Raw genomic sequence first — 24,634 nt, 5'->3', positions numbered from 1 at the left:
TGTTTAATATCCCTTTCTATTATTCAATATTTTTTGCAGGTCATCTTTACTTATAAGCACTTCTCTGGCCTTGCTCCCGTCATAACCGCTTACAAGGCCTTTTTCCTCCAGCTGATCTATAATCCTGGCTGCCCTGGAATAGCCCAGTTTCAGCTTTCGTTGAAGCAAAGACGCTGAAGCATGCCCAAAATCAACCACTGCTTCCAGGGCATCATAAAGCAGCTCATCTTCTTCTATATCTACCTTTTTCTGGGTATGTATTTTTTCTGCCAGCTCTTTGCTGTAATCAGCCTTCTTGATATTTTTAATATAATCGGTAACTATCTCAATTTCCTTGGAGGTAACAAAAGCACCCTGCAACCTTAAAGGTGTGCTGGCAGTAGGAGATTTATACAACATATCCCCTTTGCCTATAAGTTTCTCCGCGCCGCTCTGGTCAAGTATAACCCGGGAATCCACATTCTTGGCTACATTAAAAGCAATCCTTGCCGGTATATTTCCCTGGATAAGCCCGGTTATAATTTTTACTACCGGTTTCTGGGTTGCTATTATAAGGTGGATACCCACTGCCCTTCCCTTCTGGGCAATCCTGATTATACTTTCCTCAACCTCTGAAGCTGAGACCATCATCAGGTCTGCCAGCTCATCAATCACTATAACTATATGGGGCAAGGGCTTTAGGTCTTCTATTGAATCAGACCTGATCCTGTAATTATATTCTTCCAGTGATTTAAAGTTATATTCTGAAAGAACCTTAAACCTGTTATCCATCTCTTCTGTGGCCCAGGAAAGCGCAGAAGCTGCTTTTCTGGGTTCAATAACCACCGGGGTAAGCAAATGAGGGATGCCGTTATAAATATTTAATTCAACCATCTTCGGATCAATCATTATAAATTTAACCTGGCTGGGTTTAACTTTTAACAGCAATGAAATTATGATGCTGTTTATACAGGAACTCTTGCCCGAATTGGTTGCTCCCCCTATAAGCACATGAGGCATGCCTCTGATATCCATGGATACAATATCGCCGGAGAGGTTTTTGCCCAGCGGAACCTCCAGCAGCGTAGAATCATCCAGCAATTTTTTTTCATCAAATATATCCCCCAGAGTAACCAGGCTCCTTATCTGATTGGGTACCTCTATTCCAATTGCTGATTTGCCGGGTATGGGGGTCAAAAACCTGATATCGGGAGAGCCCATGGCTACACAGAAATCGTCTTCCAGGCTTAACAGTCTCTGCACCTTTACACCTGGAGCAAGGCTGAGCTCGTACAGGGTAACCGAGGGACCCCTTACCACCCTGTTAACCTTAGCCGCCAGGTTAAAATCCTTAAATACCTGGTTGAGCGTAGCTGCCCTTTCTTTTACATTCTGTTTGTACAGCCGGGGGTGAACACTTTTTGATTTTTTCAACAGGCTTACCGGCGGCAGCCGGTAGTCAGTATCCTCTTCTTCACTTTCCACCAGGGGTATCTCCAGCTGGCCCTGGTTGTTTACTTTTATTACCTCTGTTTCTTCCTGTGCCGAGTAATCAATTACTTCCGGCGGTTTCTCCTCTACCTCAGTAACTGCTGCCCTGGGTTTTTCGGGTTTAATATTTTGCCGGGTAGTATTTGTCTTCATTTCTATGGGAGGTGGTTTTTCGTACCTTACCAGCTTAATTATTTTTCTAAACAGCTCTATTAAACTAATTTTAGTTATAATAAGTATGGATACCAGGACCAGAACAGCTAGAATAATTAATGAACCAATAGGCCCCACCAGCCTGGAAAGGCCGTAAAAGATGCCAGCCCCTACAATACCCCCTCTGGAATGCATTAGTACTGGATCAAATATGTTATCAACATTGCCTGTAGTGCTGAAAACCCCCAGCAGGGACAGAAACAGCAGTAAAAAACCCCATCCAAACCTTGAGGGCAGGCGTTTGATTCTTTTTATAAAAAAACTTGCCCCCCAGAATAATAGCAAAAAAGGGGAGATATACTTTCCCAGACCAAAAATATAAGCTAAAAAATTGTTAACCGAAGAAGTTGCTATACCTCTTGAGCCCAGGCCAAATAATCCGATAAACAGTAAAAGAGACAGGGCCATCACAATTATGCCATAAATTTCTGTTCTTTTTTTGACATAATTTACTGATTTTTTATTAACCTTCTTTTTGCTATTTACCTTTTTTTTCTTTTTGCTTTTGGCAGCCATTTTATACGCTAACTATTTTAGTGGTAACTATAGGTCTGATCCTTACTTTTTTATAAACATATTTTTCCAGCCTGTCGTTAACATAGCTTTCAACCATAGCCGCATTGGAAATATTCTGGTCAAAAGCATTCCTGATGGAATCGGTGACCACATTTTTACAATCATTTAAGATATCATCAAAATTTTCCAGATAAACCACGCCCTTTAATACAAATTCAGGCATATTTACCAGTTTTTTATTTTCTTCATCTATTCCGGCTATAGCAATTATTATTCCATCTCTGGAAAGCAGCCTCCTGTCCTTTAAAACCATATCCTCTATATTTCCTCTGCCAATGCCATCCACATATATGGTTTTCAGATTTAATGAATTGGAAACCCTGCAGAGATTAGAATTCATCTTAAGAATGGAACCGTCCTGGGCAATAATTACATTCTTTTCATCTATGCCCATTTCTTCAGCGATCTTTGCATTTTGTATCTTGTGCTTATTCTCCCCATGTATGGGAATAAAATATTTCGGCCTGACCAGTCCAATCATCATTTTTATCTCTTCCCGGGCTGCATGGCCTGATACATGCACTCCGGCTATTGACTCATAGAACACATCGGCACCCTGCTTTATCAACCGGTTAATGGTGTTGGAAATAGATTTTTCATTTCCGGGTATGGGAGAGGCGGAAATAATAACCATATCTCCACCCATTATCTGTACCCTTTTATGTTCACCCATCGCCATTTTATTCAGTGCGGAAAGAGGTTCCCCCTGGCTTCCGGTAGAAAGAATTACTATCTTTCTTACCGGGAAATCATCTATTTTGGTAATGGGAACAATAGTTTTTTCGGGTATCTTCAAATAACCCAGCTCCGAAGATATCCTGATAGTCTTGAGCATGGATTTTCCCGATATTGCTACTTTCTTATCAAATTTGTGGGCTACATCCATTATCTGCTGTATGCGGTGGATATGGGAAGCAAAAGTGGCTACAATAATTCTTTTATCCGCCAGATTAAACTTCTCTTCCAGGGTCTTGCCCACATCCCTTTCCGGCAGGGTATATCCCTGCTCTTCTGAATTGGTACTGTCACAGAATAAAGCCAGAACCCCTTCCTGGCCTGCTTTGATAATTTTAAAAAAATCAGTAACCTTTCCATCTACAGGTGTCTGATCAATCTTGAAATCACCCGAATGCACCACATTTCCTATATCCGTCTTTATTATTAGTCCAACCCCGTCAGGTATGCTATGGTTAACCCGGAAAAAATCAACATTAAAAGGTCCGATCTCGATGGGCTTATCCGGATCTATCTCATAAAATTCCTGCTGTCTCTGAGAGCTGTTTAACTTTATCTTTATCAGCCCCATGGTAAGCCTGGTGGCATATACAGGCGCACTTATTTCCTTTAACAGAAAAGGCAGGGCGCCGATATGGTCTTCGTGCCCATGAGTAATAATAATGGCCTTAACCTTATGTTGGTTCTTCTTGATATAGGTAAAATCAGGGATAACATAATCAATTCCCATCATTTCCTCATCGGGAAACATTACCCCGCAATCAACAATTATTATCTGGTTGTCTTTCTCAAAAATGGTTAAATTTTTACCAACCTCATTCAAACCCCCCAGGGGTATTACTTTCAAACTACTTTTTTTTGGCATCTACTTATATAATCATCCTCCTTTTTTGCTATTCTATAATTGAATATTTTTTTAATATATCAATTAGTTTTTCCTTTTTATAATCTTCCATCTGCCATAAAGGCAGCCTGGTTTTGCCTACATCCAGCCCAGCCAAATTCAATGCTTCTTTAATAGGTACAGGATTGGTAGTAATAAAGATAACTTTGAAAAAATCCATTAAAGAATTATTTATATCCCGGGCCTGTTGTATATCACTATCCTTAAAAGCCCCAATCATCTTTTTTATCTGTTTTCCCATAAGATGAGAGGCAACGCTAATTACTCCCTGACCTCCTATACTTAATATTGGCAGAGTATCACAATCATTGCCGCTATATATAATAAAATCCTTATCTTTAGCTCTGGCAATTTCTGAAATCTGGGACAGGTTTCCGCTTGCTTCCTTTATTCCTACTATATTGTCAATTTTAGATAATCGGATACAGGTGCTGCAATCTATATTGGTACCTGTACGGCCTGGAACATTGTAAACTATTATGGGCAGGCTGACTTTGCTGGCAACAGCCTCAAAATGGCGGTACACACCTTCTGGTGTAGGTTTATTGTAATAAGGGGTAACTATCAGCAAAGCATCTACCCCTAATTGCTCTGCCTGCCTGGATAACTCTACTGTATGCCTGGTATCATTGGAACCGGTACCCGCAACTATCTTTGCCTGTGAGCCAAAATTCTCTTTAGCATATTTGAACAGTTTGAGCTTTTCTTGGTCGCTTAAAGTAGGAGATTCACCAGTGGTTCCAGAAAGCAGAATCCCATCCGAGCCATTGGATACCAGATATTCCATCAGCTTATGAGTCAAATTCAGATCCACTTCAAGCTCCTGGTTAAATGGAGTAACCATTGCCGTTATTACTTCTCCTAGCCCTGTCATATATATGCTCCTAACCTCTAGAATTGTATCAATTTATCTAAACCATAAGTGTAGTTCCCGAGTTTATCCAGGTTTCTTAACGCCATAATCACCCCGGGATAAAAAGCGGCCCTGTCTATACTGTCATGGCTTAAAGTAAAAGTTTGCCCTTTTGCTCCAAACATAACCTTCTGATGGGCCAATAGACCGGGCAGCCTTATACTATGAGTATGTATGCCGTTTATAAAGCCTCCCCTGCTTGACTCCACCGTTTCTGCCTCAAAATCTTTTAATCTCTGGTGATTAAACTTCATGGAATCAGCAATAACCTCTGAAGTAGAAATAGCCGTGCCGGAAGGGGCGTCCTGTTTCTTATCATGATGCATCTCAATTATTTCACAGTTGTCAAAGTACCTGGCTATCAACCCTGAAAGCTTTACCATTATTACCGCCCCGATAGAAAAATTGGGAGCTATCAGTACCTTGCAATCTGTCCTACTCGCCCTTTTTTTTATACTTTCCAGGTCACTTTTTTTTATTCCGGTTGTGCCCACTACTATATTAATGCTGTTATCAATTGCCCAGCTAATAGTCTGTAAACAGATGTCGGCACGGGTAAAATCAACAATAGTATCTACCGAAGCCTGTTTTATTTTTTCATAGCTATCATAGATCCTGGCTCCAGTAGGACCCATATTTAAAAATGTTCCTATATCCTGGCCTGTATGAAGGTTGTCGAAACCCGCCACTACCTGAACATCTTTCTCTCTTATCAATTCCCTGGCCATAGCCTGGCCCATCTTGCCGCATATTCCAAATACTGCAACCCGCATTACTGCCTCTGCCCCTTCAAATCACCCAGAATTACCCAGCTCTGGTCTTCCGGGTTATAATATTTATTTACAATTTCAATTAATTGGCTACTGGTAACATTATCTATTTTCTTTAATATATCATCAATAGTCAAAACTTTTTTATCTACCAATAAGGCCTTGCCCATTCTAAACATCCTAGAACTTATATCTTCCACATTTAACACAATACTGCCCTTAAGATTTTCCTTGGCCCTTATAACTTCTTCCTCAGTTAAACCATTACGTTCTATGTCCTTTAGCTCATCTTCAATCAGCTCTATAATCCTGTAACTGTTTTTTGGCGATGAACCAGCATAGGTTAGTACTACCCCGGTATCAACATACTGCGAATTAGTAGAAAAAATAGAATAACTTAATCCATGTTCTTCCCTGATTTTTTGAAACAGCCTGCTGCTCATAGAACCTCCAAAAAGTACTGTAAACACAGAAAGAGGATACTTGTCCTGATGGGTCCTGCTGCACCCGAGTCCACCATAACAGAGATGCACTGCCTTGGTTTTATGGCTATAAACATTTTTAAATTTACGCTTATCCGGCCGGGTTTTTTTCACCTGGTTTGCATTCGCCCCGGCATCATGATTAAAACCATCGATATTCTTCTCCACTTCCCGCACCAACTTATCATGGCCTATGTTTCCTGCTGCCGATAGTACACAGTTTTTTAGGTTATAGTTTTGTCTAAAATATTTCCAAATCTCCTTCTGGTTGATATTCTTTAAAGACTCTCCCTGTCCCAGTACAGTTAAACTTAAAGGATGCCCTGCAAATAAGTCTTTGTAAAAATAGTTGAAAATATTTTCACTGGGATTATCTTCAACCATTTTAATTTCTTCATAAATAATCTTTTTTTCGGTTTTAATATTCAGTGATTCAAAAGAGGGATTAAACACCACGTCAAACAGCAGCTGTAAACATTTATCCAGGTGTGAATCTATAAAATCGGCATAAAAGCAGCTATTTTCCTTATCGGTAAAGGCATTATACTCCGCTCCCAAAGAATCAAAAGCAACAGCTATATCCCGGTAGCTTCTGGTAGTAGTGCCTTTAAAAAGCAGATGCTCAATTAAATGGGTAATACCGTTATTGGTTTTATTTTCACTTCGGGAACCAGCAAATATCCAAAAACCTAGTGAAATGGACCTAAAATGTGGTATTTTTTCACTAATAATCTTAAGTCCATTATCTAATTCTGTTATATGGTAATCATCAAATTTCAATCGGCTAAATATTCCTTCTAAAAACTAGTTGATTAAATATCTGCCCTTTCTAATCCAATTTTTTTAGTTTTTTGATCAACATTGGAAACTCTTACCTGTATTTTGTCACCGAGTTTTAAATAGTCCTCTACATTATCTATCCTCTTATCAGCAATTTTGGATATATGCAGCAAACCATCTATATTGGGTATTATATTTATAAAGGCTCCGTAATTGGTGATACCTACAACTGTGCCCAGAAATTCTTCTCCTTCTTGAATATCTTCAACACCTTTAAGCATGGTCTTAATCATCGACCTTGCATCCACAATTGTCTGCTGGTCATATCCCACAATGGAAACCAGTCCTTCCCCGTCAGAGTCGGTTATTTCTATTTCTTCCAGATCGAATTGCTCTTTTACCATTTTAATATTTTTTCCACCCGGGCCTATGACCTCTCCAATCTTATCCTTGGGTATCTTAAAGGATATAATTTTGGGGGCGGTTTTAGCTAACTGTTCCCTGGGCATGGCAATGGTATCCAGCATTTTCTGTAATATATATAACCTTCCCTCTTTTGCCTGCTCCAGAGCCTGCCTCAATATATTCAGGTCTATACCCTTTGCCTTTATATCCATCTGTAATGCAGTTATACCTTCATTGGTGCCTGCAACCTTAAAATCCATATCTCCATAGAAATCTTCTATGGCTTGTATATCAGACAGAACCATATGGGATCCATCCTCAGCCTTTATAAGACCCATGGCTATCCCTGATACCGGGTTCTTTATAGGAACACCTGCATCCATTAGAGCCAGGGTGCTTCCACATACGCTGGCCATAGAAGTTGAACCATTGGATTCAAGTATTTCTGATACCAGTCTCAGTGAATAAGGGAACTCTTCCTCGGAAGGTACCATGGGGTACAGAGCTTTTTCTGCCAGCGCCCCGTGTCCTATTTCCCTTCTTTTGGGGCCCCTTAGCATCCAGACCTCGCCTGTACTGAAGGGAGGGAAATTGTAATGGTGCATATAACGTTTAAATTCCTCCACTCCCAGGCTGTCGATTCTCTGGGCTTCCTTTATGGAACCCAGCGCCAGTATGGTTAAAGCCTGAGTCTTTCCCCTGGTAAACAAACCAGAGCCGTGGGTTTCAGGAAACAGACCCACCTCGCAGGTTATCCTTCTTATATCCCCAGGTTTCCTGCCATCAGGCCTTATGTGTTTGTTTACGATAGTGTCTCTTACCAGTTCACGCTCAACATCTTTTAAACTGGTTTTAATAGCTTCTGAATCCTCCGGAAACTGTTCAGAGAGCTGGTCTAAAATCTGCTGCTGAATTACTTTAAGTTCATCCTGAAAAAAACCTTTCTTGGTATTATCCAGCAACTGTTCCCTGTCTTCCCTTTCTGCATATCCCACAATGGTTTCCATCAGAGACTTGATTTTATCATAGCTTAACTCTCTCACTTTTTCTTTTATTTCCTCTGGTGAGCCAAATGTTTCTACTTCTACTTTTTCCCTGCCTACTTTTTCCCTGAACTGGTGCTGCAATTCTATTATCTTTTTTATATTCTGATGGGCTATATCTATGGCTTCCAAAACTATTTCTTCGTCTGCTTCCTTGGCATTAGCTTCTACCATAATTATTTCTTTTTCCGTACCTGCAACCACAATGTCAATTTTGCTTTTTTCCAGTTCATCATAGGTTGGATTAATTATCCATTCTTCCCCTATTCTACCTACCCTGACTGCTCCAATTGGTTCATAAAAGGGAATATCGGATATATACAGAGCCATGGAAGCCCCGTTTAATACCAGTATATCGTAAGGGCTTATCTGATCTACAGAGAGAACCGTAGCAACAACCTGCATTTCGTTTCTGATATTTTTATCAAATAAGGGTCTCAGGGGCCTGTCTACCAGACGGGCAGTAAGTATTGCCTTCTCCGAAGATCTTCCCTCCCTCTTAAAAAAACCGCCCGGTATTTTACCTGCAGCATACATTCTTTCTTCAACATCTACAACTAAAGGAAAAAAGTCCGTACCTTCCCGGGGGTTTTCCCCCATTACTGCAGTAACCAGGACTCCATTTCCGCTGGATTTTACTAAAACCGCACCATTAGCCTGCTTGGCTATCTTCCCGGTGGCAAACATTATATTTTCGTTGCCAACCTTTATTTCACACTTTTCCTCTTTTAAAAATTCATTATTCAAACTAATTTCCTACTCCTTACTATTTCCTTAAACCTAATTTCTTTATTAATTTTTTATACCGGTCCAGTTCATTGTCCTGTATATACCTTAACAACCTCTTCCTCTTTCCAACCATCATCACCAGACCTCTCCTGGAATGATGGTCCTTCTTATTTTTCTTCAAGTGCTCATTTAATTGATTAATTTTTTCGGTTAACAATGCCACCTGAACCTCAGATGAACCAGTATCCGTTTCATTAACTTTAAATTCATCTATTATTTTACTCTTGTTTTCTTTCTCTAAACCCAACTTTTCCATCTCCTTTTGAATTTACATCGCTCAATAATTTATCACAACTATTTTATTATTACAATTAAAATAAATGGGAACTAACTTATATTAAAATAATTTTTAGCCGCCCTGACATCCTTTTCTATCTGTAATTTTAACTGGTCCGGGCTGCTAAACTTTATTTCCCTTCTTAATTTTTTTAAAAAGCACACCCTTATTTTAGCACCATAGATGCTTTTATTAAAATCCAATATAAAAACCTCCAGCTGGGTATCTGAATTCCCAAAGGTAGGGTTGTTGCCAATATTTACAAGGCATGGTAAAACTCCAGGTTTATCTAATTCCGCTTCCCCCAGATACACACCATCTCCGGGAAACACGAATTTCTTACCTACACCTATGTTGGCAGTGGGAAAACCCAGACCCCTGCCTCTTTTTGCGCCTTCCTCCACCATACCCCACAGGCATGGTTTTCTGCCCAGAAGCAGCTTAACCTTATCTATATCGCCTTCTCCGTAAAATTTTCTGATATTGGTACTGGATACAGTAATATCCCCTATCCGGTAAAGAGGGATAATATTTACCTTAACCCCGTGCTTTAAAAAGAATTGTTTAAGGTACTGTTCATCTCCCTGCCCTTTGTAACCAAACCTGAAGCCGGAACCCACAAATATTTCTTTCAGGTGAAACTTTTCAAGTAAAATTTTCTGGCAGAATTGCCGGGGGCTAATCATGGAGAACTGCCTGCTAAAACTTTCAGTTACTATATAGTCTACCCCCATTCTGCCAATCAATTCCAGTTTTTCTTCAAAAGAAGTGATAAGTTTTTTATGGGTAGAGCCTTTAATAACATTTAAGGGCGGCTTGTCAAAGGTAAATACCAGACTGCTGCCATTAATCTTTTCGGCCCTTTGAATACACTTCCCAATAATCTTTTGATGCCCCTGGTGCAGGCCATCAAAAAAACCTATTACCACAACTATTTTTTTTCCAGCAAGGTAATCCGCGCCTAACTTTTGCAGCTCAATTATCTCAGTCAAAAATTACCCCTAGTTCTAATTTAAAATTACCATTGGTCTTAACCATTCCTTGCCCGGCTGATATTGCTTATCCACCTTATATACCGCCAGCAGGTGGCCCCGGCCATCTTTTATCTTTACCATTTCATCAGGCTCCAGCCCCCTGCCTGGCCATCCTTCAGCCCTCTCTCTGTCCAACCAGCGGCCATTAATTATCTGATTTTTGAATTCCTTTTTTACTGCTACCTCTCTGCAGCCGGCAAGAGCGCTGTCTATACCTATTAGCCTATCCGGCAATTTGTTTTCCAGATAGTCCACACCACTTGCATCACTTAAATTAAAATTACCTATCCTGGTCCTGACAAGCCCGGACAGCATCGCCCCACAACCAAGTTTTTTCCCCAGATGATGGGCTACCCATCTTACATAAGTACCGGAACTGCAAACCATATTTACAGTCAGCTTATCCTGTGAATAATCCAGCAGCTTCATGGAATAAATATTTATTTTCCTTCTTTTTATCTCAATCTTTTTGCCTTTTCTGGCATAACTGTAAAGCGGCCTGCCTTTATATTTTATAGCTGAATACATAGGAGGCTCCTGGTAATTTGTCCCTACATATGACTCCAGCATTCTTTCAAATTCCTTCTGCTTATAAATTGCAGGAGTAGACCTGCTTACCACTCTTCCTTCATTATCCCAGGTATCAGTTTCTATCCCCAGCTTAATTGTAGCCCGGTATTCCTTGTCCATGGTCAGAAAAAATTGGGACAGTTTAGTAGCCCTGTTAATTAAGATTATTATCAAACCCTGTGCCAATGGATCCAGGGTTCCTGCATGCCCAATTTTATTTAAAAAAAAACCTTCTTTATTTCCCTTATCAGGTCATAAGAGCTAATTTTGCTCCTTTTATTGGCCAAAAAGATGCCATTTGTATGGCTTAAATTAATTTTTTCCATAACTGTCTACACTATCTAAAAGGTCCTTTGCAATTCTTTCTATATCCCCTTCCCGGGAATAAGCTGCTGCCATCTGGTGTCCGCCTCCCCCAAATCTGGCAGCCAGGTTGGCTACATTTAAATCTTTCCGGGAAGTCCTGAGGCTTATTTTATAATGGTGGTTGTCTACCTGCTTTATAAGGGCAGCAATCTTAACATCCTCTATGCCCCTGAGTATTTCAATTATTCCATCCTGGGCTGAAAAAGGCAGGCCCAGCTGCTGAAAGTCCTCCTGCAAGGTAAAAGAATAAATTACCTGCTTATCCGGCACAAACCTGATTCTTTTAAATACCCTTTCCAGAAGTTTAATCCGGTTAAAGGGATCATTTTCATAAATATTGGAAAAAATTTCTGCCGGGACTATCCCCTGTTCAAGCAGACTGCTTACAATCCTGTGAACCTGTGCAGTGGTATTCTCGTATTGAAACCTGCCGGTATCGGTAAGGATACCTGTATATATGCCTAACGCTATATCCCGGTTCATGTAACCATCAAAAAATTTATCCATTATTTCAAACAAGATCTGGGCGGTTGCTGACTTCTGTGAATCTATTAAATTAATATCACCATAATGGGAATTGTTTATATGATGATCAATATTGATAATAGTCCTGGATTTCTGTTTAAGGGCCTTAAAATCTATACCCATTCTTTTCTCTTCAGCACAATCCAGGCAGATGGTTACCGGTTCCTGTTCAAGCATTAAATCTTCAAAATTATTTTTAACTTCATCTAAACCGGGCAAAAACCTGTACTGGTAAGGAATATCATCCTGACAAATTATATAACTCTGCTTGCCTAGCCGCTCCAGCAGGCAGTGCAATGCAGTTTGTGAACCCAGAGAATCGCCGTCAGGGAATAGATGGGATAAAATTAAAAAAAGATTATTATCTTTGATTATTTTTACGAATTTATCAATATCTTTGTCCGTACTCAAATTTATGCTACCTGTTATAATTCATTATTCTTCTTTAACTCATCCAGAATTTCAGTAATTCTCATACCTTTATCAATAGACTCATCATATTGAAAACGTAAAACCGGTACAGCCCTCAACTTTATTCTTTCATTAAGCTTCTTTTTAATAAATCCTTTACTCCGGTCCAAAGCCTTCATGCTCTGATCAATTTTTTCCTGGCCGCCCATGACACTGACGTAGACATCCAGGTATTTAAAATCAGGGGATAAATTTATTCCGGTTATGGTTACAAAGCCCAGCCGGGGGTCTTTTACCAGACTGTTGACTACAAAGCCCAGCTCTCTTTTTAAATCAATTTCCAACTTCTTTATGCGATCCATAACAACCACTTTATGGAGCTACCTCTTGTTCCTGGAAAACTTCGATGATGTCACCCTTGTTAAGGTCCTGGAAATTCTCAATCCTGATCCCGCATTCATAACCTGCTGATACCTTCTTCACGTCTTCTTTAAACCGGTGTATGGTAGCAATCTTACTTTCATAAATTATCTTGCCGTCCCTTATTATCCTTGCCGGGTTGCCCCTTTCAGCTTCACCTTCCAGAACATAACAACCGGCAACTGAGCCCACCTTGGGTATCTTGAATAACTCTCTTACTTCAACTTTTCCTTTTTCTACTATTTCTATTTCCGGCTCCAGCAGGCCCTTGAAAGCCAGACTCAAATCATCAATAAGTTTGTAAATAATATTATAGGTCCTTATTTCTATATCTTCTTTTTTGGCTACCTGCTTTGCGCTGCTGGTTGGAACCACACCAAATCCTATTACCACTGAATTTGAGGCAGATGCCAGTATAATATCACTATCGGTAATGGCCCCTACTCCCCTATGTATAATATCAATGTTTATATCCTCTTCTTCTATCTTACCCAAAGCCTTAACTACTGCATCAAGGGAACCATTGGAATCCGCCTTAAGTACTATGGCCAGTTTCTTTACCTCTTCCTGCTCTGATATTCTGGACAGCTCTTCCAGGGTCATGCTCTTTTTAGTTTCAGCCATTTTAGACATCTTAATATCATAGTCCCTTTTGCTGGCAATTTCTTTAGCTACTTTTTCACTCTTGACCACAAACAGTTTATCACCAGCCTGGGGCACAGTGGAAAATCCCATAATCTCTACCGGCTGTGATAATACAGCCTTCTTAATCCTTTTGCCTTTCTCATCAATAATTGACCTTACCCTGCCGGTAGAACTGCCGGTAACAAAAGAGTCACCTATCTCTATTGTGCCTCTTTTAATCAGGACAGTAGCAATAGGACCCATGCTTTTATCCAGCTTGGACTCAATTATTATTCCACTTCCCTCAACATTCGGGTTTCCCTTTATTTCATTCATCTCCGCTACCAGCTGTATCATTTCCAGAAGCTCATCTATATTGGTCTTCTTTTCTGCTGAAATTTCCACGCAAATTGTTTCGCCTCCCCACTCTTCGGGAACCAGGTCGTATTCAGTAAGGTCCTGTTTTACCTTGTTGGGGTTGGCATTGGGCAAATCAATCTTGTTTATGGCTACAATTATAGGGACTCCTGCAGCTTTGGCATGGTTTATGGCTTCTACTGTCTGGGGCATTACCCCATCATTGGCTGCCACCACTATTACCGCTATATCTGTGACCTGGGCGCCCCTGGCCCTCATAGTAGTAAATGCCTCATGGCCGGGCGTATCAATAAAGGTTATCTTTTTATCCTTATGCCTTATCTGGTAAGCACCTATATCCTGGGTTATACCCCCAGCTTCGCTGGTGGCTACCTTGGTATCACGGATAGAATCCAGCAAAGTTGTCTTACCATGGTCTACATGGCCCATTACGGTAACAATAGGAGGCCTTATTACTAAATCCTCTTCTGAATCATCATATACCTCTTCAATTTTCTCTTCAAAACCGATGATATTGTATTTAAAATTGTATTCATTGGATAAGAATTCTATAAGTTCCCTGCTTAGGGGCTGATTTATGTTAACCATTTCCCCCATATTAAACAATGATTGCACCAGATCGCTGGAAGATACACCAATTCTCTCCGAAAGCTGTTTTGCATTTATCCCGTCCGGAAGCTCAATCACTTTCTTTATTTGAGGCCTGGCTGCCTTCTTTTCCTTGGTGGTTGTGCCACTGCTTTTGGAGCTGTCGTCCTTAGGTTTGGCCTGCTTCTTTCTCCTGGAAGTACTCTTTAACCTTATTCTTCCATTTTTTTCTTCTTTATCCAGCTCTTTATCCAATACACTTCTAATGCTCTGCCTCTTTTCTTCTTCCCAGCCGCCTTTTTTCTTTTTGTCAGGTTTCTTGGAGCCTAACAACTTCTGGATCTTTTTTTCCACATCCGGACTGACTGAAGACATATGGCTTTTTACCTCTATACCTTCATCCTGCAACAGTTTCATTAATTCCTTTGAGGATATTTTATTCTTTTTTGCTATTTCATATACTCTAATTTTAAATCACTTCCGTTCAAAAAATTTATTCTGGCTGTTCCTCCGACTGCTGCCTGATCTTTAATCTTTCTCTCCTGGCCTCTTCCAGTTCTTCATCAAATTGCCTCTGGCTTTTTATATCAATTTTCCAGCCAGTAAGCTTGGCTGCCAGCCTGGCATTTTGTCCTTCTCTGCCTATAGCTAAAGACAGCTGGTCGTTGGGAACCACAACCAGGGCAAACTTCCTTTCTTCTTCAGTAAGTACCTTGTTTACTTTTGCCGGGGATAGGGAATTCTTTATAAACTCTACTACATCCTGGCTATAACATACAATATCTATTTTTTCTCCGCTCAGCTCATCAACAACCATTCTAACCCTGGACCCTTTGGGGCCAACACAGGCGCCTACAGGATCAACATTCTTATCATTTGATTTTACCGCAATCTTGGTCCTGTAACCGGGCTCCCGGGCAATATTGACTATTTCTACGATATCTTCTCCAATTTCAGGCACTTCCAGTTCAAACAACCTTTCTATAAGGCCGGTATGAGTCCTGGAAACTATCACCTGGGGACCTTTGGTGGTTTTCCTTACCTCTGATATAAAAGCTTTTATTCTTTCCCCATGTCTGTATCTCTCATTAGCTACCTGCTCATGCTGGGGAAGCAAAGCCTCTACCTTGCCCAAATCCACCAGGGTAAAACGTGCATCACTTTGCTGTATTATACCGGTAACCAGATCGCCCACTCTGTCCTTGAATTCTTCATACATTATTTCCCTCTCAGCTTCCTTTATCCTCTGCTTAATCACCTGCATGGCTGTTTGGGCGGCAATCCTGCCAAAATTGTCAGGGGTTACTTCCAGTTCATCAGCATCATTATCGCTTTTTTCATCTTCGGTTAATACCTTAAACACCTTAATTTCACCGGTCTCGGTATCCACCTCTACCCTGCTGTCAAAATCTATTTTATAATTTTTCTTATATGCAGAATTAAGGGCAACATTAAGTGCATCTATAATAGTATCCAGCTTAATGCCTTTTTCTTTTTCCAGCTCCCTTAAAGCCGCTATCAATTCCTTATTCAAACTTCATCACCTTTGTAAAATTTAGATAAACAATAAAAATAGTGGGTCATGCCCACTATCCTTAAACATTATTGTTGCTGAAATTTGTAAATAAGTATAGCACATAATAAAAAAAATTCAATATAATAGAATCTCTAATTAAGCCAGCATTTCTTTCAGGCCGGTATAACGGTCTCCTACTATATTGCGGTTTATAGCTATACCTATTGCTTTCTTTGAACCAATCAGGATGGCCACCTGTTGCGCCCTGGTAATAGCGGTATAAAGCAGGTTTCTCTGTAGAAGCATATAGTGAGAAGTAAGCAATGGGACTATTATGCAGGGAAATTCAGAACCCTGGGATTTATGTATAGAAATAGCATAAGAAAGGGTTATTTCATCCAGCTCATAAAAATTGTAAAGCACGTTCCTGCCTTCAAAATCAATGGTAACTTCCTTTAATTTTGAGTCAATGTATTTTATAAACCCTATATCACCATTATAGACATCTTTATCATAGTTATTTTTTAGCTGGATGACCTTATCATTTAACCTGAACTCAAACCTGGGTCCTGATATTTTGGTGCCACTGTTATTTATTCTTTTCTGTATGGCTTTATTCAGATTGTCTACCCCTACCGTTCCCTTGTTGGTGGGTACCAGTACCTGTACGTCACTGAGGGGGTTAAAATTAAATTTTTGCGGTAGTTTATCCAATATCAGTTCCAGTATAAGACTGACTACCTGTTCGGGATCATTTTTTTCTATGAAAAAAAAGTCATTATTTTTAGGCTTACCGGTATAAGGATACACCCCGTCCCTTACCTTGTGGGCATTCTGTATAATCAGGCTCTGCCCCTCCTGCCTGTATATTTTTTTCAGTGTCACTACCGGGAATTGCCTGGATTCTATTATGTCCTTTAATATATTACCCGGTCCTACAGATGGCAGCTGGTCAGCATCACCCACCAGTATTATTTGTGATTCATCTTTCACTGCCTCCAGCAAGGAGTTAAACAGCCTGATATCAATCATGGAAGCTTCGTCTATAATTAATACATCAGTATCTATCTGGTTCTCTTTATTCTTGCTAAAGCTGTTGCGTTTGGGATTATATTTTAGAAGCCGGTGTATGGTTTTGGCCTCTTTGCCTGTAGTCTGGGAAAGCCTTTTTGAGGCTCTGCCGGTAGGTGCAGCCAGCATAACTTTTCTGTTCTGCATCTTCAGGGTCATAAGTACAAAATTCATTATTGTACTCTTTCCTGTACCCGGACTGCCGGTAATTACCAGTACTTTCTCAGTATTAGCCTTAGCGATAGCCTGTTTTTGCTCTGTATCTAAGAATATATTATTGCGTCCGGCCAGCTCATCCGTAATTTTATCTATGCTTCTGCTATCTAAATTCTGTTGGGCCAGAGGACTTTCCTGAATTTTTTTTAACTTGGCGGCAACAGAAACTTCTGCATCATATATTTCCCTCTGGTAAACCCTGGGTTCATATCCGGCAATTACCGCTACCCTTTTTTCCTGTTTTAACTCACCCAGAGCCTTATTGGCCAGATCCAGATCTATATGCAGAAAATCAGCTGCAGCTTCTATCAATTTTTGATAGGGATAATAGCAATGTCCGGCAGTTTCCATATTCTCCAGCAAATAAATTATTCCCGCTTTAGTCCTGAACATGGAATCTTTGCTGATACCCATGTTTATGGCTATAGAATCAGCAGTTTTAAACCCTATGCCAAAAATATCCTCACAGAGCCGATAAGGGTTTTTCCTGATTATGTCTATGCATTTTTTGCCGTAGTGCTTGTAGACTTTAATGGACAGAGCATTTCCCAGTCCATAGGTTTTTAAAAAAACCATGGCATCCCTTAAATCCCTGTGCCTGTCCCAGGCTTGCTTAACTGTCTCTATTCTTTTGGCCCCAAAACCCTCTATCTCTGATAGTCTCCCTGGATTTTTATCCAAAATTTTCAGGGTATCCATGTTGAATCTATCAACAATCTTTTTGGCCATAGCCGGGCCGATACCCTTAATCAGGCCAGACCCTAAATATTTTTCTATGCCTTCAATGGTCTGGGGAGCCACCAGTTTGGTGCTTTCTATTTTAAACTGCTTCCCGTATTTTGGATCCTCAAACCAGTGGCCATTAACTTCCAAATGCTGGCCGCATTCCATATCGGGGCAACTTCCTACAATGGTAGCCAGCCGTTTACTATTATCCAATCGCAGCCTTCCCACCAGGAAGCTGGTTTCCTGGTTATTAAAAACAATTCTTTCCAGGACTCCGCAGATTTTTTCTGGTTTTTGGGATTCCATTAAGTCTTTTGCAGTTGTTTTATTTGGGCCATAAATTGTGGTAAATCTTTTAATTCAACCTCTTCTTTCTGCCTGCCCTTTCTGAATTCTAATTCCACAATCCCTTTTTGGACCGTATTCTTTCCCACAATAAGCCTTACGGGTATACCTATAAGTGAAGCATCCTTAAACTTTATACCTGCCCTTATATTGCGGTCATCATACAGAACATCTATATCCATATCGCACAGCTGCCCATATATTTTATCAGCCGCCTGGACCATAGCTTCATCATCAGCATTGATAACTATGATTTCAGCATCAAAAGGTGCAATTGACTCTGGCCAGATTATGCCGTCATCATCGCTTAGCTGTTCTATAGCTGCAGACATTATCCTGCTTACCCCTATGCCATAACAGCCCATCTGAAAAGGCATCCTCTTACCATCTTTATCCAGGAAGCTGGCCTCGAGTTTCCGGCTGTATTTGGTGCCCAGTTTGAATATATGTCCTATCTCAATACCCTTCTTAAAAGTCAACCTGCTGCCGCAGTGTTTACACCAATCGCCTTCAACAGGGTAAGTGAAACTCCCCCAGTCATCCACTTTAAAATCACGTCCGTAATTGGCATTAATGTAATGGTGATCCCTTTTATTGGCACCTATAATGAAATTTATCTTTCCTTTTATGGAATTATCAGCAAAAAATTTAATATCTTCCCTGGCTCCTATGGGCCCGAAAAAGCCAAGATTTAAATCATGGGCCAAAGACTGGTCCACCATGCCCAGTTCGGTCCGGGCTACTTTCGAAGCCTTATCTATATCCAGCTCCCGTTCACCACTAACCAAAAATGCATACAGGCTGCCATCTTTTCCTTCCATTACCAGAGATTTAACTATACTGTCGGCTGCAACCCCCAGAAAATCTGAAAGTTTCTCAATACTGCTCACCTCGGGAGTATGTACCATTTTCAGTTCTTTTTTATCTTCTTCCGGAGATTTATTACCAGCTTTAAAAATTGCCTCCTCCTGTTTTGCGGAATAGCCGCAGTCGGGGCATAAAACCATTACTTCTTCACCCTGTTCGGCTAAAATGATAAACTCATGTGAAAAACTTCCTCCTATGAGTCCGGTATCCGCCTCTACCACCAGATACTCCAGCCCCAGCCTTTCAGTTATCCTGCTGTAAGCCTTATACATAGCCTGGTATACTTCATCAAGTTCTTCCGGGTTTTTGCAGAAGCTGTAAGCATCCTTCATTATAAACTCCCTGGCCCTCAGCAACCCGTATCTGGGTCTGATTTCATCTCTGAATTTAGTCTGAATCTGGTACAAATTAACCGGTAGCTCTTTATAGGATTTCAGGTCCAGGTAAGCCAGGTAAGTAATCAGTTCTTCATGGGTGGGACCAAGACAGAAATCCCTTTGATTCCTGTCCTTTAACCTGAACATTTCCGGCCCATACTGATCCCATCTTTCAGACTTTTGCCACAAATCGGACGGCTGAATAACCGATAGCATAAGCTCAATAGCTCCTGCCCTATTCATCTCTTCCCGTACAATATTTTCAATTTTTCTCAAAACCCTGAGCCCCAGGGGAAGATAGGTATATATTCCCGAAGCAACTTTCCTGATAAGACCCGCCCTTAAAGAAAGTGAGTGGCTTCTAAGCTCGGATTCACTGGGATCTTCCTTTAAAGTAGGGATATAATATTGTGTAAATCTCATAATTCACCTGTCTAATAATAATTGCAATTCCTGTTCAAACTCTTTTAATACCTTTTTTTCAGGTACCCTTTTCTTTATAGTGCCTTTGATAAATATAGCTGCTTTTTCCTTGCCGAAAGCTATACCCAGATCCGCATCCCTGGCTTCTCCGGGGCCGTTTACAACACATCCCATTACCGCAATCTTGATAGGCAGCTTTATTCCCCTGGTTATATCTTCCACCTGTCTTACAATATCCTGTAAATCAACCCTGGTCCTTCCACAGGTAGGGCAGGATATAATATCTACTCCATAATTGCGCAAACCAAGATTATTTAAAATAAGATAAGCAGCCCTTACCTCCTGAATAGAAGAATCAGTCAATGAAACCCTTATGGTATCTCCAATACCTTCAGATAAGAGTATGCCCAGACCCAATGAAGATTTAATGCTGCCCCCCAGTAAAGGACCTGCTTCAGTAACCCCCAAGTGCAGAGGGTAATCCAGCTTTTCTGATATTTTTTCATAAACTTCTATGGTATCCAGAACCGAAGAAGCCTTAGCTGATATTTTAAAGTTGTAAAAACCATGGTTTTCAAAAAACCTGACACTTTCCAATACGCTCTCTACCATTGCTTCAGCCATATTCCCATTATTTTTTTCCAGCAGCCCCTTCTTTAGAGAACCTGAATTAACTCCAACCCTTATGGCAGCACCTTTCCGGGCTGCTTCTTTTAAAACCATAGACAGCCGTTCCCTGCCTCCAATATTACCCGGATTTATCCTGATGCAGTCAACTCCCAGATCAAGACTGCCCAGCGCTAATTTATAATCAAATTGGATATCTGCTACCAGCGGAACCCGAAAAACATTTTTTTTCTTCAGCGACTTCAAATAACTCAGGGAATCATTATCGGGAACAGCCACCCTTATTACTTCACAACCCCCCTGTATAAGCAGCTTGATTTCTTCTTCTATAGCCCCGGCCTGTTGCAATTTTGATTTGGTCATAGACTGTACAATAATCGGATTATTGCCGCCAATTTTTAAACTTCCTACCTTTATTTCTCTTGTTTTTTTTCTTTTTATATCCATATTTACATATTCTGCAGGTTAAATGGGCTTATTATATCATAAACAAAACCTACAACTAAAAGTGAGATTAAAAATATTATACCCAGGGTATTAAGAACCTCTAATAACCTCCTGGGAAGTGGTTTCTTTCTTATGCTTTCTATTATTAGTACCACTATATGCCCTCCATCCAGGGGCAATATGGGTATCAGGTTTCCAAAACCAACAATCAGAGAAACCAGAGCTATAAAAAGAATAAAATTTTGTGCCCCCATGGCTGCCGACTGCTGGAAGATACTTATAACCCCAACCGGCGATACCGGCCTGGCTTCACTGAAGGACAGCTGTCCCTGAAAAAGCATGCCGAAAAGTCTTACATAAGTAACTATAATATCCCAGGTCATAACCATGGATTGCTTCACCACCTGGCCAAAAGAAAGATTCTGCTTTACAACTTGAGGCCCTATTCCCAGATAGAATCCTTCTTCTGTCTGCTCCAATTCCACCCCGATGTTTAATTCTTCTCCATCCCTTAATAGGGTATATTCAGTCTGGGCTCCCTGATGCTGCTTGGTGGCAGTAGAAAATTCTTCCCAGCTTTCAATTTTATTTCCATCAATGGCAATAACCTTATCTCCGGGCTGCAGTCCACTCTCTGAAGCAGGAGCCTGGGGATCGATATAGTCAATAACGGTAGTTGCCTGATACACCCCCATGCTTAAAAACAGCATTATCAGCAATACTGCTACTACTGCATTAAGAGATACCCCGCCGGCTATAACCAGAAATTTTTTATAATTAGGTTTATTGGAATAGGATTTATGTTCCATTTCCGTGGGAACCCTGGAGTCCCGTTCCATCCCCAATATCTTGTTATACCCTCCAACCGGTATGGCATTAATGCCCCAGAGGGTTCCAGACCTGGATTTAAATTTTAATAACCTGGGACCAAAGCCTATAAAGAATTCTTCTACATGCATTCCGCTCAGTTTAGCCATCAAAAAATGACCAAATTCATGAACCAGAATTATGAATGAAAAACCCAGTATAGCCAGAATATATTGTCCAACCATTAACAAACTATCCATAGTATCTACTGTACCCTGCCAAAACGGCGGTTTCTTTTTTGGTAATTCTGTATTGCTCTAAGATAATGTTTTTTGCTGAAATCCGGCCACAGCGTTCTGGTAAAATAAAATTCAGTATATGCACTCTGCCATAACAGAAAATTACTTATTCTATACTCGCCGCTGGTCCGGATTATCAGGTCAGGATCAGGGCATTCCCTGGTATAGGTATAACTTGAAATTAGCTTTTCATTTATATCCTCTATATCAACTTTACCCCGCCGGCAGTCCCTGATTATGTTTTTTACCGCATCAATTATTTCTCCCCGGGAACCATAGTTAAAGGCAATATTAAACACCATTTTATTATTGCTGCTGGTAATATCCTCTGCATGGTTAAAACATTGTAAAACCTTCTCCGGGGTCTTTTTCTTGCTTCCAATAATTTTAATTTTTACCCCGTTTTTATTCAAAGAATCAAGCTCCTGGCCCAGGGTATCCACAAAAAGATCCATTAAAAAATCAACTTCACGCTGGGGCCGGTCCCAGTTTTCACTGGAAAATGCAAAAACAGTAAGGTATTTTACCCCCAGCTCAACCGAGGTTTTTATAACCTGCCTTAAAGTAGCTACCCCTGCGCGGTGGCCCACTACCCGGGGAAGATGTCTCCTGGCAGCCCACCGTCCATTGCCATCCATTATTATTCCCACATGTTGAGGTACACTACCTTTTTTTAAGTCTTTGACTTTCGGAGTCAGGATTGAAGAAAGAAAGGAAGAGATAAAATTCAATATGGTTACCTACACTTCCATGATTTCCTTTTCTTTGTTGGACAAAGCTTCATTAATCTTTTCAATATATTTATCTGTTAAATCCTGGACATCTTTTTGCATCCTGATATGATCATCTTCAGTAATATCTCCATCAGTTTCCATCTTCTTTAACTGATCATTTAAATCCCTTCTTATATTTCTTACCGATACCCTGCCCTCCTCTGCAATTTTTTTAACCAGTTTAACCAGTTCCTTTCTTCTTTCTTCATTTAAGGGAGGGATACTAAGCCTGACTGCTTTTCCGTCATTATTGGGAGTAATGCCCAGATCTGAAGCAAGTATCTGCTTTTCAACCTCTTTTAAGAATTTCGGCTCATAGGGAGCTATAACCATGGTCCTTGCTTCCGGTATGCTTATATTGGCTACGTGTTTTATAGGGGTCTTGGAACCGTAATAATCAATAAATATTTCATCCAGTAAGGCCACTGTAGCTCTTCCAGTCCTGATGGTATTAAATTCATGTTGGGTTTTTTCAACAGATTGTTTCATTCTTTCTTCGGATTCTTTAAATACTTTATCCTTCATTTCTTACCCTTTCATTACTATGGTACCAATTTTTTTACCCATTATTACACCTTTTATATTTCCTGGCTTATTTATGTTAAAAATCACTATGGGTAAATTATTATCCATACAAAGAGATGTAGCAGTAGAATCCATAACCCTGAGATTCTTTTTAAGTACATCCAGATAACTCAGGGTCTTATATTTCTTGGCATCAGCATAAACTACAGGATCTTTATCGTAAACCCCGTCCACTTTGGTGGCCTTGAATATTATTTCTGCATCTATTTCCAGCGCTCTCAGAGCGGCTGCAGTATCAGTGGTAAAATAGGGATTTCCTGTACCACCGGCAAAGATAACTACCCTTTTCTTCTCCAGATGCCTTACCGCCCTTCTTCTAATAAAAGGCTCAGCAACCTCCTGCATGGATATTGAAGTCTGCACCCTAGTCCATACTTCTTTGTTTTCCAAAGCATTCTGCAGGCCCAGTGCATTCATAATGGTTGCCAGCATACCGATATAATCAGCAGTAGTCCTGTCCATCCCATTGGCACTGGCCGGTCCACCCCTCCAGAAATTACCCCCGCCAATTACAATAGCCACCTCTACGCCTAGCTCGGTTACTTCTTTTATCTGGTCGGCAATTCCATTTATTACCTCAGTATCAATACCATAAGAAACTTTACCCAGCAAAGCTTCTCCGCTTATTTTTAATAATACTCTCTTGTACTTTGGCTTTGGCATCCTTATTAATTAATCTTCGCCCAGCACAAAACGGGCAAACCTTTTTATATTTATGTTTTCACCGATTTTTGCAATGGTATGCTTTACCAGCTCTTCAATATTAATATCATTATCCTTCACAAAAGGCTGCTCCATAAGGCAATTTTCCTCATAGAACTTATTTAGTTTGCCTTCAGCAATTTTATCTACTATTTTTTCCGGCTTGCCTTCATTTAAGGCCTGGTTCTTATATATTTCCTTTTCTTTTTCCACTATTTCTTCTGGAACATCATCCCTGGAAACATAACCGGGCGCTGAAGCAGCAATATGCAAAGCAATGTCATGTACAAATGATTGAAATAATTCATTTTTAGCTACAAAGTCAGTTTCACAGTTTACCTCCAACAAAACCCCCACCTTGGAGCCCAGGTGTATGTAGCTGTCAATTATTCCTTCTTTGGTGGCTCTGGAAGCTTTCTTGGAAGCTTTGGCCAGACCTTTTTCTCTTAATAGTTTCTCTGCCTCTTCCATATTTCCTTTTGTCTCCACCAGAGCCTTCTTGCAATCCATCATTCCCACGCCTGATTTTTCTCTAAGTTCTTTTACTAAATCTGCTTTTATGTCCATTTTAAATTCCTCC

General features: G+C 40.3%; 21 protein-coding genes. All 21 read right to left on the bottom strand.

Translation table 11 applies throughout. The features are described 5' to 3' along the window. Positions 1-3: 3 nt before the first annotated feature. The 21 genes from K9H14_01370 to tsf all read right to left on the bottom strand — a co-directional run bounded on the left by K9H14_01370 (position 4) and on the right by tsf (position 24,621). Positions 4-2,199 carry a DNA translocase FtsK gene (locus K9H14_01370; GenBank protein MCG9478843.1) on the bottom strand — a complete coding sequence of 732 codons (2,196 nt, stop codon included), beginning with the start codon at positions 2,197-2,199 and terminating at the stop codon, positions 4-6. Position 2,200: 1 nt separating this feature from the next. Continuing rightward, positions 2,201-3,859: a ribonuclease J gene (locus tag K9H14_01365; GenBank protein ID MCG9478842.1), complete on the bottom strand. Its 1,659-nt coding sequence runs from the start codon at positions 3,857-3,859 to the stop codon at positions 2,201-2,203. Positions 3,860-3,887: 28 nt separating this feature from the next. Continuing rightward, the gene (gene dapA, locus K9H14_01360; protein ID MCG9478841.1) at positions 3,888-4,772 is read right to left on the bottom strand and encodes a 4-hydroxy-tetrahydrodipicolinate synthase; all 885 of its coding nucleotides are present in this window, start codon (positions 4,770-4,772) and stop codon (positions 3,888-3,890) included. Positions 4,773-4,789: 17 nt separating this feature from the next. Beyond that, a complete protein-coding gene (dapB, locus tag K9H14_01355; protein ID MCG9478840.1) occupies positions 4,790-5,584 on the bottom strand; it encodes a 4-hydroxy-tetrahydrodipicolinate reductase in 795 nt (264 codons plus the stop codon). After that, positions 5,584-6,843 (bottom strand): insulinase family protein, encoded by a 1,260-nt coding sequence (locus K9H14_01350; GenBank protein ID MCG9478839.1) that lies wholly within the window; start codon positions 6,841-6,843, stop codon positions 5,584-5,586. Before K9H14_01350 ends, dapB begins: the two co-directional genes overlap by 1 nt. A gap of 32 nt (positions 6,844-6,875) precedes the next feature. Beyond that, positions 6,876-8,978: a polyribonucleotide nucleotidyltransferase gene (locus tag K9H14_01345; protein ID MCG9478838.1), complete on the bottom strand. Its 2,103-nt coding sequence runs from the start codon at positions 8,976-8,978 to the stop codon at positions 6,876-6,878. A gap of 79 nt (positions 8,979-9,057) precedes the next feature. After that, the gene (rpsO, locus tag K9H14_01340) at positions 9,058-9,327 is read right to left on the bottom strand and encodes a 30S ribosomal protein S15 (protein MCG9478837.1); all 270 of its coding nucleotides are present in this window, start codon (positions 9,325-9,327) and stop codon (positions 9,058-9,060) included. 80 nt (positions 9,328-9,407) lie between these two features. Continuing rightward, entirely contained in the window at positions 9,408-10,349 is a 942-nt protein-coding gene (locus tag K9H14_01335; protein ID MCG9478836.1) for a bifunctional riboflavin kinase/FAD synthetase, read from the bottom strand. 15 nt (positions 10,350-10,364) lie between these two features. After that, positions 10,365-11,147 (bottom strand): tRNA pseudouridine(55) synthase TruB, encoded by a 783-nt coding sequence (gene truB / locus K9H14_01330; GenBank protein ID MCG9478835.1) that lies wholly within the window; start codon positions 11,145-11,147, stop codon positions 10,365-10,367. A gap of 126 nt (positions 11,148-11,273) precedes the next feature. Next, positions 11,274-12,263, bottom strand: a complete 990-nt coding sequence (locus K9H14_01325) for a bifunctional oligoribonuclease/PAP phosphatase NrnA (GenBank protein ID MCG9478834.1) — start codon at positions 12,261-12,263, stop codon at positions 11,274-11,276. A gap of 14 nt (positions 12,264-12,277) precedes the next feature. After that, complete coding sequence (rbfA, locus tag K9H14_01320) at positions 12,278-12,625, bottom strand: 30S ribosome-binding factor RbfA (protein MCG9478833.1); 348 nt, start codon at positions 12,623-12,625, stop codon at positions 12,278-12,280. Between the two features lie 10 nt (positions 12,626-12,635). Continuing rightward, a complete protein-coding gene (gene infB / locus K9H14_01315) occupies positions 12,636-14,741 on the bottom strand; it encodes a translation initiation factor IF-2 (protein MCG9478832.1) in 2,106 nt (701 codons plus the stop codon). 25 nt (positions 14,742-14,766) lie between these two features. Continuing rightward, on the bottom strand, positions 14,767-15,807 hold the full coding sequence (gene nusA / locus K9H14_01310; GenBank protein MCG9478831.1) for a transcription termination factor NusA: 1,041 nt from the start codon (positions 15,805-15,807) through the stop codon (positions 14,767-14,769). Positions 15,808-15,945: 138 nt separating this feature from the next. Continuing rightward, positions 15,946-18,108, bottom strand: coding sequence for an ATP-dependent RecD-like DNA helicase (locus K9H14_01305; protein ID MCG9478830.1), 2,163 nt, complete (start codon positions 18,106-18,108; stop codon positions 15,946-15,948). After that, positions 18,108-19,814 (bottom strand): proline--tRNA ligase, encoded by a 1,707-nt coding sequence (locus K9H14_01300; GenBank protein ID MCG9478829.1) that lies wholly within the window; start codon positions 19,812-19,814, stop codon positions 18,108-18,110. The genes K9H14_01305 and K9H14_01300 overlap by 1 nt, the downstream gene beginning before the upstream one ends. A 3-nt stretch (positions 19,815-19,817) precedes the next feature. Beyond that, positions 19,818-20,888, bottom strand: coding sequence for a flavodoxin-dependent (E)-4-hydroxy-3-methylbut-2-enyl-diphosphate synthase (gene ispG, locus K9H14_01295; GenBank protein MCG9478828.1), 1,071 nt, complete (start codon positions 20,886-20,888; stop codon positions 19,818-19,820). A 2-nt stretch (positions 20,889-20,890) separates the two neighbouring features. Beyond that, positions 20,891-21,955 (bottom strand): site-2 protease family protein, encoded by a 1,065-nt coding sequence (locus K9H14_01290; GenBank protein MCG9478827.1) that lies wholly within the window; start codon positions 21,953-21,955, stop codon positions 20,891-20,893. 5 nt (positions 21,956-21,960) lie between these two features. Further along, positions 21,961-22,695, bottom strand: coding sequence for an isoprenyl transferase (locus K9H14_01285; protein ID MCG9478826.1), 735 nt, complete (start codon positions 22,693-22,695; stop codon positions 21,961-21,963). A gap of 39 nt (positions 22,696-22,734) precedes the next feature. Continuing rightward, complete coding sequence (frr, locus tag K9H14_01280; GenBank protein ID MCG9478825.1) at positions 22,735-23,292, bottom strand: ribosome recycling factor; 558 nt, start codon at positions 23,290-23,292, stop codon at positions 22,735-22,737. Positions 23,293-23,295: 3 nt separating this feature from the next. Next, positions 23,296-24,015, bottom strand: a complete 720-nt coding sequence (gene pyrH / locus K9H14_01275; protein MCG9478824.1) for a UMP kinase — start codon at positions 24,013-24,015, stop codon at positions 23,296-23,298. Positions 24,016-24,024: 9 nt separating this feature from the next. Further along, a complete protein-coding gene (tsf, locus tag K9H14_01270) occupies positions 24,025-24,621 on the bottom strand; it encodes a translation elongation factor Ts (GenBank protein ID MCG9478823.1) in 597 nt (198 codons plus the stop codon). Between the last annotated feature and the right edge of the window lie 13 nt (positions 24,622-24,634).

The sequence above is a fragment of the Actinomycetes bacterium genome (genome assembly GCA_022396035.1).
Classification (GTDB): domain Bacteria; phylum Actinomycetota; class Humimicrobiia; order Humimicrobiales; family Humimicrobiaceae; genus Halolacustris.
Note: the sequence above shows the minus strand (reverse complement) of the source record. Positions and strands in the feature narration are given on the sequence as shown.

Bases quoted from the DNA above. Each gene is read 5' to 3' on its own strand.
- rbfA (MCG9478833.1), bottom strand. From the start codon at position 12,625: ATGGATCGCATAAAGAAGTTGGAAATTGATTTAAAAAGAGAGCTGGGC.
- tsf (MCG9478823.1), bottom strand. From the start codon at position 24,621: ATGGACATAAAAGCAGATTTAGTAAAAGAACTTAGAGAAAAATCAGGC.
- K9H14_01305 (MCG9478830.1), bottom strand. From the start codon at position 18,108: ATGGAATCCCAAAAACCAGAAAAAATCTGCGGAGTCCTGGAAAGAATT.
- K9H14_01345 (MCG9478838.1), bottom strand. From the start codon at position 8,978: ATGTTTGCCACCGGGAAGATAGCCAAGCAGGCTAATGGTGCGGTTTTA.
- K9H14_01365 (MCG9478842.1), bottom strand. From the start codon at position 3,859: ATGCCAAAAAAAAGTAGTTTGAAAGTAATACCCCTGGGGGGTTTGAAT.
- ispG (MCG9478828.1), bottom strand. From the start codon at position 20,888: ATGGATATAAAAAGAAAAAAAACAAGAGAAATAAAGGTAGGAAGTTTA.
- dapA (MCG9478841.1), bottom strand. From the start codon at position 4,772: ATGACAGGGCTAGGAGAAGTAATAACGGCAATGGTTACTCCATTTAAC.
- K9H14_01300 (MCG9478829.1), bottom strand. From the start codon at position 19,814: ATGAGATTTACACAATATTATATCCCTACTTTAAAGGAAGATCCCAGT.
- frr (MCG9478825.1), bottom strand. From the start codon at position 23,292: ATGAAGGATAAAGTATTTAAAGAATCCGAAGAAAGAATGAAACAATCT.
- dapB (MCG9478840.1), bottom strand. From the start codon at position 5,584: ATGCGGGTTGCAGTATTTGGAATATGCGGCAAGATGGGCCAGGCTATG.
- pyrH (MCG9478824.1), bottom strand. From the start codon at position 24,015: ATGCCAAAGCCAAAGTACAAGAGAGTATTATTAAAAATAAGCGGAGAA.
- K9H14_01290 (MCG9478827.1), bottom strand. From the start codon at position 21,955: ATGGATAGTTTGTTAATGGTTGGACAATATATTCTGGCTATACTGGGT.
- K9H14_01370 (MCG9478843.1), bottom strand. From the start codon at position 2,199: ATGGCTGCCAAAAGCAAAAAGAAAAAAAAGGTAAATAGCAAAAAGAAG.